The organism is Microbacterium trichothecenolyticum (assembly GCF_041938625.1).
Classification (GTDB): Bacteria; Actinomycetota; Actinomycetes; order Actinomycetales; family Microbacteriaceae; genus Microbacterium; species Microbacterium trichothecenolyticum_D.
In genome coordinates, this window is the sequence record NZ_CP169427.1 from 2,876,135 (window position 1) to 2,891,104 (window position 14,970).

Annotated in this window: 12 protein-coding genes; 5 read left to right on the top strand and 7 right to left on the bottom strand. The window is 72.3% G+C overall.

Annotation, left to right across the window (positions count from 1 at the left end; translation table 11 throughout):
- Positions 1–73 precede the first annotated feature (73 nt).
- The 4 genes from ACEYYH_RS13440 to ACEYYH_RS13455 all read left to right on the top strand — a co-directional run bounded on the left by ACEYYH_RS13440 (position 74) and on the right by ACEYYH_RS13455 (position 5,023).
- The gene (locus tag ACEYYH_RS13440) at positions 74–1,759 is read left to right on the top strand and encodes an FAD-dependent oxidoreductase (RefSeq protein WP_374974861.1); all 1,686 of its coding nucleotides are present in this window, start codon (positions 74–76) and stop codon (positions 1,757–1,759) included.
- Positions 1,756–2,046 (top strand): metal-sensitive transcriptional regulator, encoded by a 291-nt coding sequence (locus ACEYYH_RS13445; RefSeq protein ID WP_374974862.1) that lies wholly within the window; start codon positions 1,756–1,758, stop codon positions 2,044–2,046. The genes ACEYYH_RS13440 and ACEYYH_RS13445 overlap by 4 nt, the downstream gene beginning before the upstream one ends.
- A gap of 41 nt (positions 2,047–2,087) precedes the next feature.
- Positions 2,088–2,249, top strand: a complete 162-nt coding sequence (locus ACEYYH_RS13450; RefSeq protein WP_181911906.1) for a hypothetical protein — start codon at positions 2,088–2,090, stop codon at positions 2,247–2,249.
- A 122-nt stretch (positions 2,250–2,371) separates the two neighbouring features.
- Complete coding sequence (locus ACEYYH_RS13455; protein ID WP_374974863.1) at positions 2,372–5,023, top strand: AMP-binding protein; 2,652 nt, start codon at positions 2,372–2,374, stop codon at positions 5,021–5,023.
- On the opposite strand, the gene ACEYYH_RS13460 is transcribed toward ACEYYH_RS13455, so the two are convergent.
- From ACEYYH_RS13460 to ACEYYH_RS13485, 6 genes are all read right to left on the bottom strand, one after another.
- Positions 4,998–6,119, bottom strand: a complete 1,122-nt coding sequence (locus ACEYYH_RS13460) for an ABC transporter ATP-binding protein (protein WP_374974864.1) — start codon at positions 6,117–6,119, stop codon at positions 4,998–5,000. The genes ACEYYH_RS13455 and ACEYYH_RS13460 overlap by 26 nt on opposite strands.
- Entirely contained in the window at positions 6,116–7,591 is a 1,476-nt protein-coding gene (locus tag ACEYYH_RS13465) for an ABC transporter permease (RefSeq protein ID WP_374974865.1), read from the bottom strand. The genes ACEYYH_RS13460 and ACEYYH_RS13465 overlap by 4 nt, the downstream gene beginning before the upstream one ends.
- A gap of 77 nt (positions 7,592–7,668) precedes the next feature.
- Positions 7,669–8,721 (bottom strand): iron ABC transporter substrate-binding protein, encoded by a 1,053-nt coding sequence (locus ACEYYH_RS13470; RefSeq protein WP_374974866.1) that lies wholly within the window; start codon positions 8,719–8,721, stop codon positions 7,669–7,671.
- A gap of 93 nt (positions 8,722–8,814) precedes the next feature.
- Positions 8,815–10,185, bottom strand: a complete 1,371-nt coding sequence (locus ACEYYH_RS13475) for a GNAT family N-acetyltransferase (protein ID WP_374974867.1) — start codon at positions 10,183–10,185, stop codon at positions 8,815–8,817.
- Between the two features lie 63 nt (positions 10,186–10,248).
- A complete protein-coding gene (locus ACEYYH_RS13480; RefSeq protein WP_116196535.1) occupies positions 10,249–11,175 on the bottom strand; it encodes a 4-(cytidine 5'-diphospho)-2-C-methyl-D-erythritol kinase in 927 nt (308 codons plus the stop codon).
- Positions 11,172–12,239: an aldo/keto reductase gene (locus ACEYYH_RS13485; RefSeq protein WP_374974868.1), complete on the bottom strand. Its 1,068-nt coding sequence runs from the start codon at positions 12,237–12,239 to the stop codon at positions 11,172–11,174. Before ACEYYH_RS13485 ends, ACEYYH_RS13480 begins: the two co-directional genes overlap by 4 nt.
- A 174-nt stretch (positions 12,240–12,413) precedes the next feature.
- Here ACEYYH_RS13485 and ACEYYH_RS13490 point away from each other — a divergent pair, with 174 nt between their 5' ends.
- Positions 12,414–14,000, top strand: a complete 1,587-nt coding sequence (locus ACEYYH_RS13490) for a stealth conserved region 3 domain-containing protein (protein WP_374974869.1) — start codon at positions 12,414–12,416, stop codon at positions 13,998–14,000.
- Here the strand turns inward: ACEYYH_RS13490 and ACEYYH_RS13495 are convergent.
- Positions 13,948–14,868 (bottom strand): phosphodiesterase, encoded by a 921-nt coding sequence (locus ACEYYH_RS13495; protein WP_374974870.1) that lies wholly within the window; start codon positions 14,866–14,868, stop codon positions 13,948–13,950. The genes ACEYYH_RS13490 and ACEYYH_RS13495 overlap by 53 nt on opposite strands.
- Positions 14,869–14,970 lie beyond the last annotated feature (102 nt).

Sequence of the window (14,970 nt, forward strand, 5' to 3'; positions counted from 1 at the left end):
TCGCTTTTGATACCCCCTGGGGTATCTTTGCGTCATCGGATTTATACCCCCTGGGGTATCGAGAGGAGATGCCATGCGGATTGTGATCGTCGGTGGAGTCGCCGCCGGGATGAGCGCGGCGGCACGCGCGCGCCGTCACGACGAATCGGCCGAGATCGTCGTGCTCGAACGCGGCGAGGAGGTGTCGTTCGCCAACTGCGGCCTGCCGTACCACGTCAGCGGCGAGATCGAGAAGGCGTCCTCGCTCCTCCTCCACACCCCCGCGTCGCTGCGCGCGGCGCTCAACCTCGACGTGCGCACGCGCCACGAGGTGCTCTCGCTGGACCCCGACGCACGCACCGTCACCGCGCAGTCGCCGGAAGGCCTCGTGACGCTGTCGTACGACGCGCTCGTGCTCGCGCCGGGTGCCGCGCCCGTGCGCCCGCCGATCCCCGGCATCGACTCGCCTCGCGTGCACACGCTGCGCACAGTGCCGGATGCCGTCACCTTGCGCGAGCGCGTCACCGGCGGCGATCGCCGCGCCGTGGTGCTGGGTGCGGGGTTCATCGGCATGGAGGCGGCGGAGGCGCTCCGCGCGGCCGGCCTGGAGGTCGACCTCGTCGAACGCGCCGACCATGTGCTGCCGCCCCTCGAGCGGGAGCTCGCGACCCTGGTGCGCGGCGAACTGGCCGGGCTCGGCATCCGTGTCCACGACGGGGTCGCCGCCACCCGCATCGAGAGCCGCGCTGACGCAGACACCGTGCACCTCGACGACGGCACGACGGTCGCCGCCGATCTCATCGTGCTGTCGGTGGGCGTCGCCCCTGACACCGGGTTCGCGCGGGACGCGGGCCTGGAGACCGCACGCGGCGCCATCCTCGTCGACGAGCGCGGTCGCACCTCCGCCCCCGGCGTGTGGGCCGCGGGCGATGCCACCACGAGCCCCACCGCCGTGACCGGCGCGGTCGCGCCCGTCGCCCTCGCCGGCCCGGCGAATCGCGCTGGCCGCCTTGTGGCCGACGACATCTTCGGCATCGCCGATGCGCGCCGGATCCCGGCTTCGTTCGGCACCGCGATCGTGCGCGTGGGTGCGCTGACCGCCGGGCTCACGGGCGCGAACCGCGCGGCCCTCGACGCCGCCGGCATCCCCTACCGCACGCTCCACCTGCACCCGAACCAGCACGCCGGCTACTTCCCCGGGGCCACCGCACTGCACCTCGTCGTCCACATCGGCGCCGAGGACGGGCGCCTCCTGGGCGCCCAGGCCGTCGGCGCGGACGGGGTCGACAAGCGGATCGACGTCATCGCCACCGCGATGCGCGCCGGGCTCGCGGCAACCGATCTCATCGATCTCGACCTCAGCTACGCGCCCCCGTACGGGCAGGCCAAGGACGCCGTCAACCTCGTCGGCATGGTCGCGGAGAACGTGCTCGCGGGACGCCTGAGACTGTGGCACGCAGCCGATCTCGAAGACGTCCGCGCCGACGCGCTCGTGCTCGACGTCCGGTCGGCGACCGAGTTCGCGACCGGACACATCCCTGGTTCGCTGAACATTCCGCATACCCAGCTGCGCCAGCGGCTCGACGAGGTGCGCGACGCCGCCGACGGCCGGCCGGTGCGCGTGCTGTGCGCGGCAGGCGTCCGCTCGAACATCGCCCACCGCATCCTCGCGAACAACGGGTTCGACTCGGCGTCGCTGTCGGGCGGCATCCAGACGCTCGAGCACTGGTACGGTGCCCGCATCGATCGGATCCTCACCCGCGAAGGAGCTCCCGCATGATGATCACCGGCACCCCCGAAGAGCAGGCCGCCACCCGGAAGCGGATCGCCAATCGGCTGAAGCGCGCGCACGGCCAGCTGGCCGGCGTCATCGCGGCGGTGGAGTCGGATGCCTCCTGCCGCGACGTCGTCACGCAGCTTGCCGCCGTCACCAGTGCGCTGGATCGCGCGGGCTTCGCCATCGTGTCGGCGGCGATGCGGGACTGCGTCGCCGACCCCGACGGCGCCGCAGAGGCCGAGGGCCTGACTGCCGACGAGCTCGAGAAGCTCTTCCTCGCGCTGGCCTGACGCCGGTCGCGGGATCATCCGAATCGAAAGGAACGACATCAATGTGCAGCAGAATCACGTGCACCACGTGCGGCAAGGCCACCTGGGCAGGATGCGGCCAGCACGTCGAGCAGGCGCTCGCCGGCGTGCCGCAGACGCAACGGTGCCAGGGACACGAGCCCGCGCCGCGGCGCGGCTTCTTCGCGGCGCTGCGCGGTCGCTGAGCGGGTGCCATCGGGCGTCACAGTTCGGGCGTCGGCAACCGGACAGGTTAGGCTAGGCATACCTTGCAGCAGCGCCGGCGACTCCCCTCGCGCCGGCGCGTCAGGAGAAAGCCCCCGCCTCTATGACCGCGACGGCGCCCGCCCTCGGCCTGTCCCTCCTCGGAGGAGACCCCGACCACACGGCGCTGATCGCCGACGGCACGCGGATCGACTACGCAGAACTGCGCGATCGGGTAAGACGGCGCAGGGACGAGCTCGGCGACGTGCGCCGTCTCGTGATGATCGCCGCGGGCAACGCCGTCGAGCCGATCGTCACCTACCTCGCCGCGCTCGAGGGCGGACACCCGGTGCTCTTGGTCTCCCGCGACGAGGACGAGGCCGCCCTCGCGCATCGTGCGTCGCTGATCGCGCGGTTCGACCCCGACGTCGTCGCGCACGACGGGACGGCCGGCTGGACGCTGGACGAACGCCGCCCCGGGAGCCGTCACGAGTTCCACCCCGACCTCGCCGTCCTCTCGAGCACGTCGGGCTCCACCGGCTCGCCGAAGCTCGTGCGGCTCTCGGCCGAGAACGTCCGCAGCAACGCGGCGGCGATCGCCGAGTACCTCCGGCTGAGCCCGGCTGAACGCGCCGCGACCACGCTGCCGCTGCAGTACTGCTACGGGCTGTCGGTGGTCAACAGTCACCTGCTGACCGGAGCGAGCCTGCTGCTCACCGAGCGCTCCGTCGCCGACGAGGAGTTCTGGAACCGGGCACGCACGCACGGCGTCACCTCGTTCGCCGGTGTCCCCTACACGTTCGAGCTGCTCGAGGCGCGAGGCTTCGACGGAGGCGACCTGCCGTCGCTTCGCTACCTCACCCAGGCGGGCGGGCGTATGACTCCCGACGCGGTGCGGCGCTTCGCACATCTCGGGCGCGAGCGTGGGTTCGAGCTGTTCGTGATGTACGGGCAGACCGAGGCGACGGCGCGCATGGCGTACCTCCCACCCGACCTCGCGATGACACATGCCGGCGCCATCGGTCGTCCCATCCCCGGCGGCGCGTTCCGGATCGACGCCGTCGACGGTGCCGAGTCGGGCGAACTGGTGTACGAGGGACCGAACGTCATGATGGGCTACGCCCACTCGCCCGAGGACTTCGCGCTCGGGCGCACCGTGGCCGAGCTCCGCACCGGCGACGTGGCCCGCCTGCGCACCGACGGGCTGTACGAGATCGTCGGCCGGTTGAACCGCTTCGTGAAGGTGTTCGGCCTGCGTCTCGACCTCGACCGCGTCGAGCACCTCCTCGCCGACGAGGGGATCGAGGTGCGCGCGGCGAGCGCCGACGAACGGCTGCTGGTGTTCGCGACGTCCGAACGCGCGGCCGCCCGTGCGCGCGAGCGCGCCGCCGCCCTCACGGGGGTGCCGGCGCGGATGATCGGTGCGTACGCGGTGACCGAGTTCCCCCGCACGTCCAACGGCAAGCGCGACTACGCGGCGCTGGTGCGCTTCGCCGACGTGCACGACCGCACCGCGACCAGGGCAGCGGCGGGCCGCGCTGCTGCGGCCACCGTCACCGCCGAGACCGTGCGCGACCTGTACGCGACGCTGCTCGGCGAGCCCGATGCGGGCCTCGACGACTCGTTCGCCGGGCTCGGCGGCGACTCCCTGAGCTACGTCGAGGTCTCGCTGCGCCTCGAGGACATGCTCGGCGCCCTCCCCCGGGACTGGCCGACGCGCACCCCGCGTGAACTGGCGGCATCGCCCTCGCAGACGCCTGTCCCGACAGCGGAGCCGGATGCCGCGTCCGCGCGTGGTGCGACGGCAACGGCCGTGCGCCCCTGGCGTCGCCGGCTCGCGTGGACACGCCTCGAAACGCCGGTCGTGCTGCGGGCGGCGGCGATCTTCCTCATCGTCGCGACCCACGCCGACCTCCTCGCCCTGAAGGGCGGGGCGCATCTGCTCCTCGCCGTCGCGGGCTACAACCTGGCCAGATTCCAGCTGGCGCCCATCGCGGGCGCTGCACGCCTGCGGCGCCTGGGGCGCAGCGCCGCCCAGCTGGCGGTACCGGCGGTGCTGTGGGTGGGCGCGGTGGCGCTGGTCACCGGCCAGTACGCGCCGACGACCGTCGCGCTCGTGAACAACCTCGTCCCCGGCGACGGTCGGTGGAACGAGCAGTGGCAGTTCTGGTTCCTCGAAGCGATGCTCTGGTCGTTCGCCGGTGCGGCCGCGCTCTTCACCGTGCGCCGCGTCGAGCGGATCGAGCGTCGGGCGCCGTTCGGGTTCGCGCTCGTCGTGCTCGCGGTCGCTCTCGCGGCCCGCTTCGCGATCGCCGGACCCAGCGCCGAGTACGTGGAGCGGTACTCCGCCCCGGTCATCCTTTGGCTCGTCGCGCTCGGATGGCTCGTGGCGCGCGCGGACACCACCGCGAGGAGGATCCTGGTCTCCGTGGTCGCCGTCGCGGCGACGTTCGGGTTCTTCGGCGAGCCGTGGCGCGAGGCGGTCGTCGCGGGCGGGATCCTCGCCCTCGTGTGGATCAGGGCGATCCCGCTCCCCCGCCTCGCGGTGCCGCTGGTGGTGACCGTGGCCGGGGCGTCGCTGTTCGTCTACCTCACGCACTGGCAGGTGTACCCGCCGTTCGAGCAGAGCGCGCCCTGGTTCGGGACGCTGCTGTCGTTCGTGGTCGGCGTGGTCGCGCACCGACTCTATGTCGGCGGGAGCGCCCGTGCCGCAGCCGGGTGGGCGCGGGTTCGCCGCGCCGCTGCGCCGCTCAGCGTGCGGCTGCGCCGCGCGTGACGACGCTCCCCGTCACGGCGGCGTCGCCCGACGCGGCGTAGAGCACGACGCCGCCCTCGACGATCACGCGCACGGCCGTCCCGGGCGCGAACGCCGCCGCACGGTGCTGGGGCACCCGGTACATGAACTCGGCCTCGAACTCCCCGGTGCCGACGCGGAGCCGCAGGTCGGCGGTCGACCCGGCGGGACGCAGCGCGACGACGGTGCCGTTGGCCACCGGAGCCAGCGTGGCCGCCGCCCCGTGCGCGGCGGCGGCCACGCGAACCTGCGCCGGGCGCACCATCGCCCGCACGCGCGACGCTCCGCCGGACAGGTCGTGCCGCACGGCCAGTCGGCCGAACCCGCACTCGACGCCGTCCGCGTCCGCGCGCGCCGGAACCACGAGCGCGTCGCCGAGGAACAGCGCGACGCTCGCATCGATCGGCGCGTCGTACACCGCCATCGGGTCGCCGGACTGCACGAGACGACCGCCGACGAGAACGCCGACCTGGTGGCCGAACGACAGGGCCTCGTGCTGATCGTGCGTCACGAGCACCGCGGTGACGCCGCTGCGCTCCAGCACGTCGACCACCGCGTCGCGCGTCGCCGACCGAAGGCCCGTGTCGAGCGCGCTGAACGGCTCGTCGAGCAGGATCACCCCGGGATTCTGGGCGAGCGCGCGAGCCAGAGCGACCCGCTGCTGCTGACCGCCCGACAGCTCGTGCGGCATGCGGGCGGCGAGATCCGGATGCAGGGACGCCAGCTCGAGCAGTTCGCGCACCCGGTCGGCACGGCCGGGTCCGCGCGGGAGCCCGAACGCGATGTTGCGGGCCACCGAGAGGTGCGGGAACAGTGCGCCGTCCTGCGCGACGTAGCCGATGCCGCGCCGGTGGGTGGGAACCGTCCTGCCGTCCCCCGACAGCTCGCGATCACCCAGCCTGATCACCCCGGCGTCGGGGTCGACGAACCCCGCGACCAGGCGCAACAGAGTCGTCTTGCCGCTTCCCGAGGCGCCGACGAGCGCCAGGCGCGTGCCGCGGGGAACCTCGAGCGACACGTCGCGCAGCACCTCGGTGCCGCCGTACGCCTTCGACACGCCCTCCAGCCGAAGAGTCATCTGAGGGTCCTCCCCGTCGCGTGCGTGAACATGAGGGCGACCGCCGGCACCGACAGGAGCACCAGCAGCACCGCGTACGGTGCGGCGGTCGGATAGTCGAGAGCGGATGCTGCAGACCAGAAGCTCGTCGCGACCGTCGAGGTGCCGGTCGGGGCGAGCAGCAGCGTCGCGGTCAGCTCGTTCGCCGCGCCGAGGGCGACGAGGGCCGCACCCGCGCCGATCGCGGGGAGCAGCAGCGGCACGGTGACCCGGAGCCGAGCGGCGGCGGGCGACACCGCGAGAGCGCGCGCGGCCTCCTCGAGCGACTCGGGCACCTGCGCGAGGCCGGCGCGCAGCGGCACGAGCGCCCGCGGCAGGAAGATCACCACGTAGGCGGCGACCACCGTGAACGCCGTCTGATAGAGCGACGGCGCGAAGGCGAGCGTGACAGCCACGAACGCGAGCGCGACGATGATCGCCGGGAGGCTGCTGGCGAGGTACGCGGCACCTTCGAGGAGCCGCGACAGCCGGCTCGGGTAGCGCACCGCGAGCCACGCGAACGGCAGGGCGACGGCGATCGTGCAGAGCGCGCCCGCGAGCGCCAGGCCCAGCGTCTGGAGCGCCGCGATGCCGACGTCGCCGAAGGCCGCAGCATCCGCCCTCGTGAGCCACCGGACCACGCTCGTCAACGGCACCACGAGCGCGCCCGTCAGCACGGCGGCGATCATCGCCAGCGCCGGCACGGTGAGCCTCCCGAGCCGGAGGACCTCAGCCGGATGCGGCGAACCGCCGCCGACGCGGGCGTAGTGGGCGCGGCCGCGGGCGGCCGACTCGGCGCCCAGGAGGATCAGGCACAGCACCGCGAGCACGAGGCCGAGTGCGGCCGCGTTGGGTCCGGCGAACATGCTCTGGTAGGCGACGACGATGGCCGTGGTGAACGTGTCGAAGCGCACGAAGGCGAACGCGCCGTACTCGGCCAGCAGGTGGAGCGCGACCACGAGCGCCCCGCCGAGCACCGCCAGTCGCAGCTGCGGCGCGACGACCCGGAAGAACACCGCCCACGAGCCCATTCCGAGCGAGCGGGCGGATTCCTCGAGCGCCGGGTCGAGACCTCTGATCGCGGCGAGAGCGGGCAGGTACACGAGCGGGAAGTACGCCAGCGTCGCGACCAGCACGGCCGCCCACAGCCCGTTCATGGACGGGATGGCGCTCGCCCAGCCGTAGCTCGCGACGAACGCCGGAATCGCGAGCGGTGCGGCAAGTGCGACCTTGAAGACCCCGCGACCGGGGAGCGTCGTGCGCTCGACCAGCCATGCGCCGCCCACACCGAGGACCACGGTCGCGGGTACGCCGATCACCACCAGCAGCACGGTGTTGACCAGCAGCTCGGCGACCTTCGGCCGGAAGACGAGGGCCGACAGTTCGTCCCACCCCATCGCGAACGCCGCCTGGACGACGTACCCGATCGGGATCAGCGCGCCGAGCGCGAGCACCGCGACGACGACGACGAGCCCGGCGGGCGGGCGCCTCTCGTTCGTCCCGCGCGCGGGTGTTCGCGTCTGGAGCTGGGTCAGAGGAGTCCGGCTTCCGTCATGAGTTCGATGACCGCCGGCCCGTTGAGGGTCGACGGGTCGATCACCGGCGCGTCGAGCTCCGCGAGCGGGGGCAGCTCGGCCTTGGCCGCCACGTCGGAGGCGACCGGATACTCGAAGCTGTACCCCTCGCCGAGGATCTTCTGCCCCTGCTCGCCCGCGATGAACGCGAGGAACTGCTGCGCCTCGTCGGCGTGGGGCGCGTTCTCCAGCACGCCGCCGCCCGAGACGCTGACGAAAGCGCCGGGGTCCTGGTTGCCGAAATAGTGCAGCGTGGTGTTCGCGCTGTCTTCGGCGGCGGCATCCTGATCGCGGAACCAGTAGTAGTGGTAGATGATGCCCACCGGCACCTCGCCGGCGTTGACCGCCTTCATCGTGACGATGTTGTTGCGGTACTCGACCGCGTTCTCGGCCATGCCCTCGAGCCAGTCGCGAGCGCCGTCCTCACCCTGGGTCGCGAGCACGGCCGACACGATCGCCTGGAAGTCGGCCTTCGCGGGCGCTGCGCCCCACTTGCCCTTCCACTCGGGGTCGGCGAGGTCGAGAAGGGATGCCGGGAGCTCGCTCTCCGAGATCAGCTCGGGGTTGTAGACCAGCACGGTCGAGCGTGCCGCGATCCCCGTCCAGAGGCCGGACGCCGGACGGAACTGCTCCGGCACCAGCGCCAGCGTCGACTCGTCCATCGGGGCGAAAAGGCCGGCATCCTCGACGAGCGACATCGCCGGCGAGTTCTCGGTGAGGAACACGTCGGCCTTGGACGCCGTCCCCTCCTGCACGAGCTGATTGGCCAGCTCGCTGTCGTCGCCGTTGCGGAGCACGACCTCGATGCCCGTCTCGGCCGTGAACGCGTCGGCCCACTCCTCGGTGAGCTGCTCGTGCTGGGCGTTGTAGACGACCAGGGCGTCCGGATCGGCGGCCGCGTCGTCACCGGCTCCGCCGCCGGCGCAGCCGGCGAGGGCGAGACCCGCGAGCAGGACCGGTGCGACGAGGAACGCGCGCAGGCGCGCGGAAGACGGGAGGCGTGAAGGCATGGGGAACCCCTCGGGAACAGACAGGTAAGGCTAGCCTAAAGCACCCGGCCTTCGTGTTTCATCCGGTTCCCTCCCCTGCGGCGGCCGGACCGCTCAGTACCAGATGCTCAGGCCCGGCGCCGTGTGCCAGCCCAGCACGCGGGTCGCCATGGCGAGGGCGTTCTCGGATGCCTCGGCCGCGGCATCCGTCACCGTCACGCGCCCTGCGGCAGCCAAGGTCGCGAGGGAGACGCCGCCGAGGTATGTGGCCGACAGCTCCGCCACGCCGAGGGTCACCGACACGCCGTCGACCACCTCGTCGCCGAGGCTGCGCACACGCCCGGCGCCGGACTCGTCGACCTCGAGGAGGTAGCGGCCCGCCGCGATGCCGAGCGGGTCGGACACGTCGAGCACCAGCGTGCCCGGGCCGCCGTAGCGGCGCGTCTCGAGGGCCGCGACGACGTCGAGGATCCGCACGTACTGGTGGTCGCGCACGCTGATCTTGACAGCGCGCTGGTCGGCGATCATCCACAGCAGCGGCTCGTCGACCGACAGCTCGCCCGCGTGCACTTCGGCGACGAGGTCGAGCTCGAGCAGGAACCGCCACAGCGCCGCGTACGCATCATCCGTCTCGGTCAGCAGGTAGTGGACGGCGACCGTCGCCTTGGTGAAGTCGTCGTGGTTCTCGCGCACCGCGTACACCACTGCACCGCGCACCTCGCCGTCGGCGTCGGTGTACTGCACCGCCCGCTTCTCGGCGGTCTTCTCGGCCGCCGGATTGGTCCCGGCGAACCCGTCCCAGTGACTGCCCGGGACGTCGATCTCACCTGCCCGGCGGTGCCGCACCCGCTCGTGCAGGGCCGGCATGAGCTCGCGCACGCGCTCACGGCTGATGAAGTCGATGCGCCCGGCGGGCTGTGGGCCGATCCATCCGGCGCGCTTCGTCTCGATCCGCCACGACGCGCCGGCCGCGGCGGGCGCGAACCCGTAGCGCCCGTAGAGCGGCGACTCGCTGACCGTGAGCATCGCCATCGGGATGCCGGCCGCGTGCGCCGCGCGCAGCTCTCCCTCGAGCATCGCCCGCGCGACGCCCTTGCGCCGGTGCGTCGGCGCGACGGTGACCGCCGAGATGGCGCACGACGGGATCATCGCCTCGCCGGGCACCGTGAGCTCGCCGAGCCACGACGCGATGGTGGCCACCGGCGCGTCCATCGGCGACTGCGGGTCGAAGACGCCCGTGAGCCGCCGGTAGCCGCTGCGCTCGCGCGACGCCGTGATCTGCTCCGCGGTGCGCTCGCCGTCCTGGAATCCGCGCGCGACGGACTGCAGCCAGCCGGCGTACTCGTCGCTGTCGACGGCGAGGCGCTGGTACTCCAGTCCGCTCGCGGCGAGACGCGCCGCGGATTCGCCGTCGACAGGCCCGGCGCGGAACGCGGCGCGCTCGGTCTCGCCGACGCGCCCGTAGGTCGTTTCGCGCGTGCTCATCTGATCTTCCTCTCTACGCCCCCGAGGGGCTCAGGGTGATGTGCGGCCGGCAGACGAGCCGCGTCAGGTGACCACGCGCGCGCCGGCGACCGGTCCGTGCACGTGGAGCGCCTCGTACCCGGCTGCCGACAGCGTGATCTGCAGTTCGAGCGCCGACTCGGGGTCGACCGTCAGGAACGCCAGCGTCGGCCCTGACCCCGACACCATCCCCGCCAGCGCGCCGGACTCCTCGCCGAGCTCGAGCACGTCACGCAGCTCGGGGCGCAGCGAGAGCGCCGCGATCTGCAGGTCGTTGCGCGTGTGCTCGGCGAGCGCGATCGGGTCGGCGGCCCGCAGCGCCTGGAGCACGCCGGGCGCGACCGCGGGCACGCGAGCGCCCGAGACGATGTCGGGCCGGGCGCGCAGCTCATCGAGATGCGTGTAGACCTCGGGGGTCGACAAGCCCGCGTCCGACGGCACCACGACCCAGTCGAAGCGTCCCTTCGCGAGCGCAGGGCTCAGCTGGTCGCCGCGCCCGGTGCCGACTGCCGTACCGCCCATCAGCGCGAAGGGCACGTCGGCACCGAGCCGGGAGGCGAGCTTGTGCAGCTCGGCCGTGCCGAGCTCGGCCCCCCAGAGCGCATCGCAGGCTACGAGGGCGGCCGCAGCATCCGCCGATCCACCGCCCATGCCCCCCGCGACCGGCACGTGCTTCACGATGTCGAGGTGCACGCCGCCCGTGTGACCGATGCGCTGGGCGACGAGCCGGGCCGCGCGCACCGCGAGATTGCGGTCGTCGGCCGGAACTCCGGACACGTCGACGGTCCCCGAGACGGCGACCGTGAACTCGTCGGAGGGCGAGGCCCACACGTCCTCGTACAGAGACACCGCCTGGTACGCCGACGCGACGTCGTGGTAACCGTCGTCGTGCACGCCGCCGACCTCGAAGAAGAGGTTGAGCTTGCCCGGCGCCCGCACGCGGACGCCCTCGGCGGCGAGGGCCTGACTCACCGGTTCGCCGATTCCGCCCAGAGGTCCACGTCGATGCCGTCCGACAGGGCGTCGATCCGCTCCTCCTCCTCGACGGTGAAGGCCGGACCCTCGAGCGCCTTGAGGTTCTCATCGAGCTGCGCCGGGCGCGACGCGCCGATGAGCGCGGAGGCCACCACGGGGTCCCGCAGCACCCACTGGATCGACATCTGGGCGAGGGTCTGCCCGCGCTCCTTCGCGATGACGTCGAGCGACCGCAGCGTCGACAGGCCCCTCTCGCTCAGCGAGCCGTTCGGCAGCGACCCGCGCTGCTGCGCCCGCTCGGCCGAGCCGTCGCCCAGGTACTTGTCGGTGAGCAGCCCCTGCGCCAGCGGCGTGAACGCGATCGCGCCCATCCCCTCCTGCTTCAGCACTCCGGTCAGGCCGTCCTCGACCCAGCGGTTCAGGATCGAGTAGGCCGGCTGGTGGATCACCAGCGGCGTGCCGAGCGAGCGGGCGACGGATGCTGCCACCGCCGTGCGCTCGGCGCTGTAGGACGAGATGCCGACGTAGAGGGCCTTGCCCTGGCGCACCAGGGTGTCGAGCGCTCCCACGGTCTCTTCGATCGGGACGTCGGGGTCGACGCGGTGCGAGTAGAAGATGTCGACGTAGTCCACACCCATCCGCTTCAGTGACTGCTCGGCGCTCGAGATCAGGTACTTGCGCGAGCCGCCGTTGCCGTACGGGCCGTGCCACATGTCGTAGCCGGCCTTGGACGAGAGGATGAGCTCGTCGCGGTACGGCGCGAAGTCCTCGCGCATCATGCGGCCGAAGTTCGTCTCGGCGGTGCCGTAGGGCGGACCGTAGTTGTTCGCCAGGTCGAAGTGGGTGATCCCGCGGTCGAAGGCGTGGCGCAGCAGCGCCCGCTGGTTGTCGAACGGGATGTTGTCGCCGAAGTTCCACCAGAGTCCGAGCGACACGGGCGGAAGCGTCAGCCCGGAGGTGCCGACCCGGCGGTAGTCCGCGCCGCTGTAACGGTCGGCGGCGGCGGTGTAGGGGCGGTGGAGGTCTCCTCCACGGGACAGGTAGCGCGCGTCTTCGGTCACCGGTCCAGGCTAGCGAGGTCGGCCATTGCGCGCAGGAGGAGTGCCAAGGCACATCGGCGCCCCCCGTGTCAAGGGTCTACGTCCGAAACGTCGTCGTAACGGACGCTCCCTATCGTGGCCACACCGGGGAACGCTCACATCCGAGCACCCCCCGACGGACGAAAGGAGGACCGCATGACCCTGCTGTCCGCACTGCCGCGCGCGACGGACCCGTGGAGCGTGCTCATCGAGCGAGGCGACGTGGTCGTCGATCGCGGCATCCTTCATCTCGTCCACGACGACGTCGCGCCGCACCAGGCCCGCGAGGCAGATCTGCTGCTCGTGGCCGATGCCCTCACCGAGGCGGGCGTCGAAACGCTCCTGGTGCGCCACGACCTGCGGGTGCCCGCCCTCGTCGTCGACGTCCGCGATCGCGAGGCCGCGCAGGCCGCCCTCGCCGCCGTCTGCACGCGCGAGCCGCTGTACCTGAAGGCCAAGGGCCGCGCACCGATCCTCGCGTGCGACGCGCCGCCCGTCGCCGACGCTCCCGCGGCCGTGCGCCTCTACCGTCCGCGCGTCACCGGCTCGGGCGCCCTCCGCTACGGTGCGGCGCTCGGTGTCCACGTGGAGTTCTGGAGCTTCGGCGCCGAGGTCGTCGAGGCTCCGCGGGACAACGCGCTGCTGCGCCGTCGAACGCCGGCGAACGACATCGCCTACACGACCGTCGAGCGCCACGGACGCACCTGGCGCACCATCGCCGGCATGTTCGACCTGCACCCGCTCGAGGTCGCCGACGACGTCGACATCGTGTTCTCGTGGGTCGACGGATCGTCGAGCGACTTCCAGCGTCAGCGCGCGGCGCAGCTCGCGGAGTACGTCGTCGGCGACGGCGACGACGGCCCGGCGCGCTACCGCCACGTCGACGAGCTGCGCTACGCGCTGCGCAGCGTCCACATGTACGCGCCGTGGGTGCGTCGCATCTACATCGCCACGGACTCCCCCGCGCCCGCGTGGCTGCTCGATCATCCGAAGGTGACGATCGTGCGCAGCGAGGAGTTCTTCGCCGATCCGTCGGTGCTGCCGACGCACAACTCGCACGCGGTCGAGGCGCAACTGCACCGCATCCCGGGCATCGCGGAGCACTTCCTCTACTCGAACGACGACATGTTCTTCGGGCGGGCGGTCGAGCCCGAGATGTTCTTCACCCCCGGCGGGGTCACGAAGTTCGTGGAGTGCGGGGTGCGCATCGGAGCCGGCGACCCCGCCCTCCATCGCAGTGGTCACGACAACGGTCTGAGGGTCAACCGCGCACTGCTCAAGGAGCGGTTCGGTCGCACCATCGTGCGCGACCTCGAGCACTGCGCGGCACCGCTGCGGCGGAGCGTGATGGCCGAGCTGGAGCAGGCGTTCCCCGACGACTTCGCCCGGACCGCGGCATCCCGCTTCCGCTCCGCGACCGACATCTCGGTGACCAACAGCCTCTATCACTACTACGCGCAGCTCACGGGGCGGGCCGTCGTCACGCGCGCCCCGCGTGTCCGCTATGTCCAGACGACGCTCGCGGCGGGACTGCGGCGCATGGAGCGTCTCGAGGAGCGCTGCGACGTGGACATGTTCTGTCTCAACGACGGCGGAGATTCCGAGGTGCCGGAGGAGCTCCGGGTGCGCGCCATCCGCGGCGCTCTGGAGCGCATGTTCCCGGTCCGGGCGCCCTGGGAGCGCGACGAGCTCAGCGCAGCACGGCGATCGGCTCGGTCGGCGCATCCTTCCGCACGCCGCTGAGGGGCGCGATGCCGGCCGAAAGGAGCCGGCGCTGCGCCTCTTCGGCATCGATGTGCTCGAGCGTGCGGGGCGCGTCGACCGGCACCACCGAATGCACGACGGTGTCGTCGTACACGTGCACGAGGTTGAACGCCTGCGCGCCGTCCTGCGGACGCGTGCCGCCGACGGGCACGGTGAGGTCCTGGGCGTAGCAGGTCGAGGACGCCACCGACACGGGAATCCCGGCGAACGTCGCGAACGTCGAGTAGTGCAGGTGCCCGGCGATGATCGCCCGCACGTCGGTGCCGCGCAGCACCGCGGCCAGCCGACGCTGGTCGCGCAGCTCGACGCTCGCCGCGAGCGGCAGCACGCTCGGCACGGGTGGGTGGTGCATCGCCAGGATCGTGCCGAGGGGCGCCGGCGTCGCGAGCTCGGCGGCCAGCCACGAGAGCTGCTCGTCGCGCAGCTCGCCGTGGTGGTGGCCGGGCACACTCGTGTCGAGCGTGATCACGCGGAGTCCGTCGAGCTCGTCGACCCGGTCGACGGGACGCGCGTCGGAGACCTCGTCGTACAGCCCCGCGCGGAACGCCCCGCGCTCATCGTGGTTGCCCATGACCCACAGCACACGCGTGCCGATGCGCTCGGCGAACGGTTCGACGAGCGCGCGCAGCGCGGCGTATGCGCCGGGCTCGCCGAGGTCGGCGAGGTCGCCGGTGACGACGATCGCGTCGGGGCGGATGCCGCTCGACTCGATGACGCCGATGGTCGCGGCGAGGTGGGCGGCCGCGTCGACGGAATCGAACAGGCGCGGCGTCGCCGGGGCGCGCAGGTGCGTGTCGCTCAGGTGCAGCAGGATGCGTTCAGGGGCCGGATACTCGGCGGTGCGCATGTCGGGTCACTCCGGTCCGCCGCGAGGCGAGGTGCCCTGGAACCGGGACGACGGACGATGGAATGTTACCGGCATGTTTCGTGCGCCAGCCGACGGCACGGT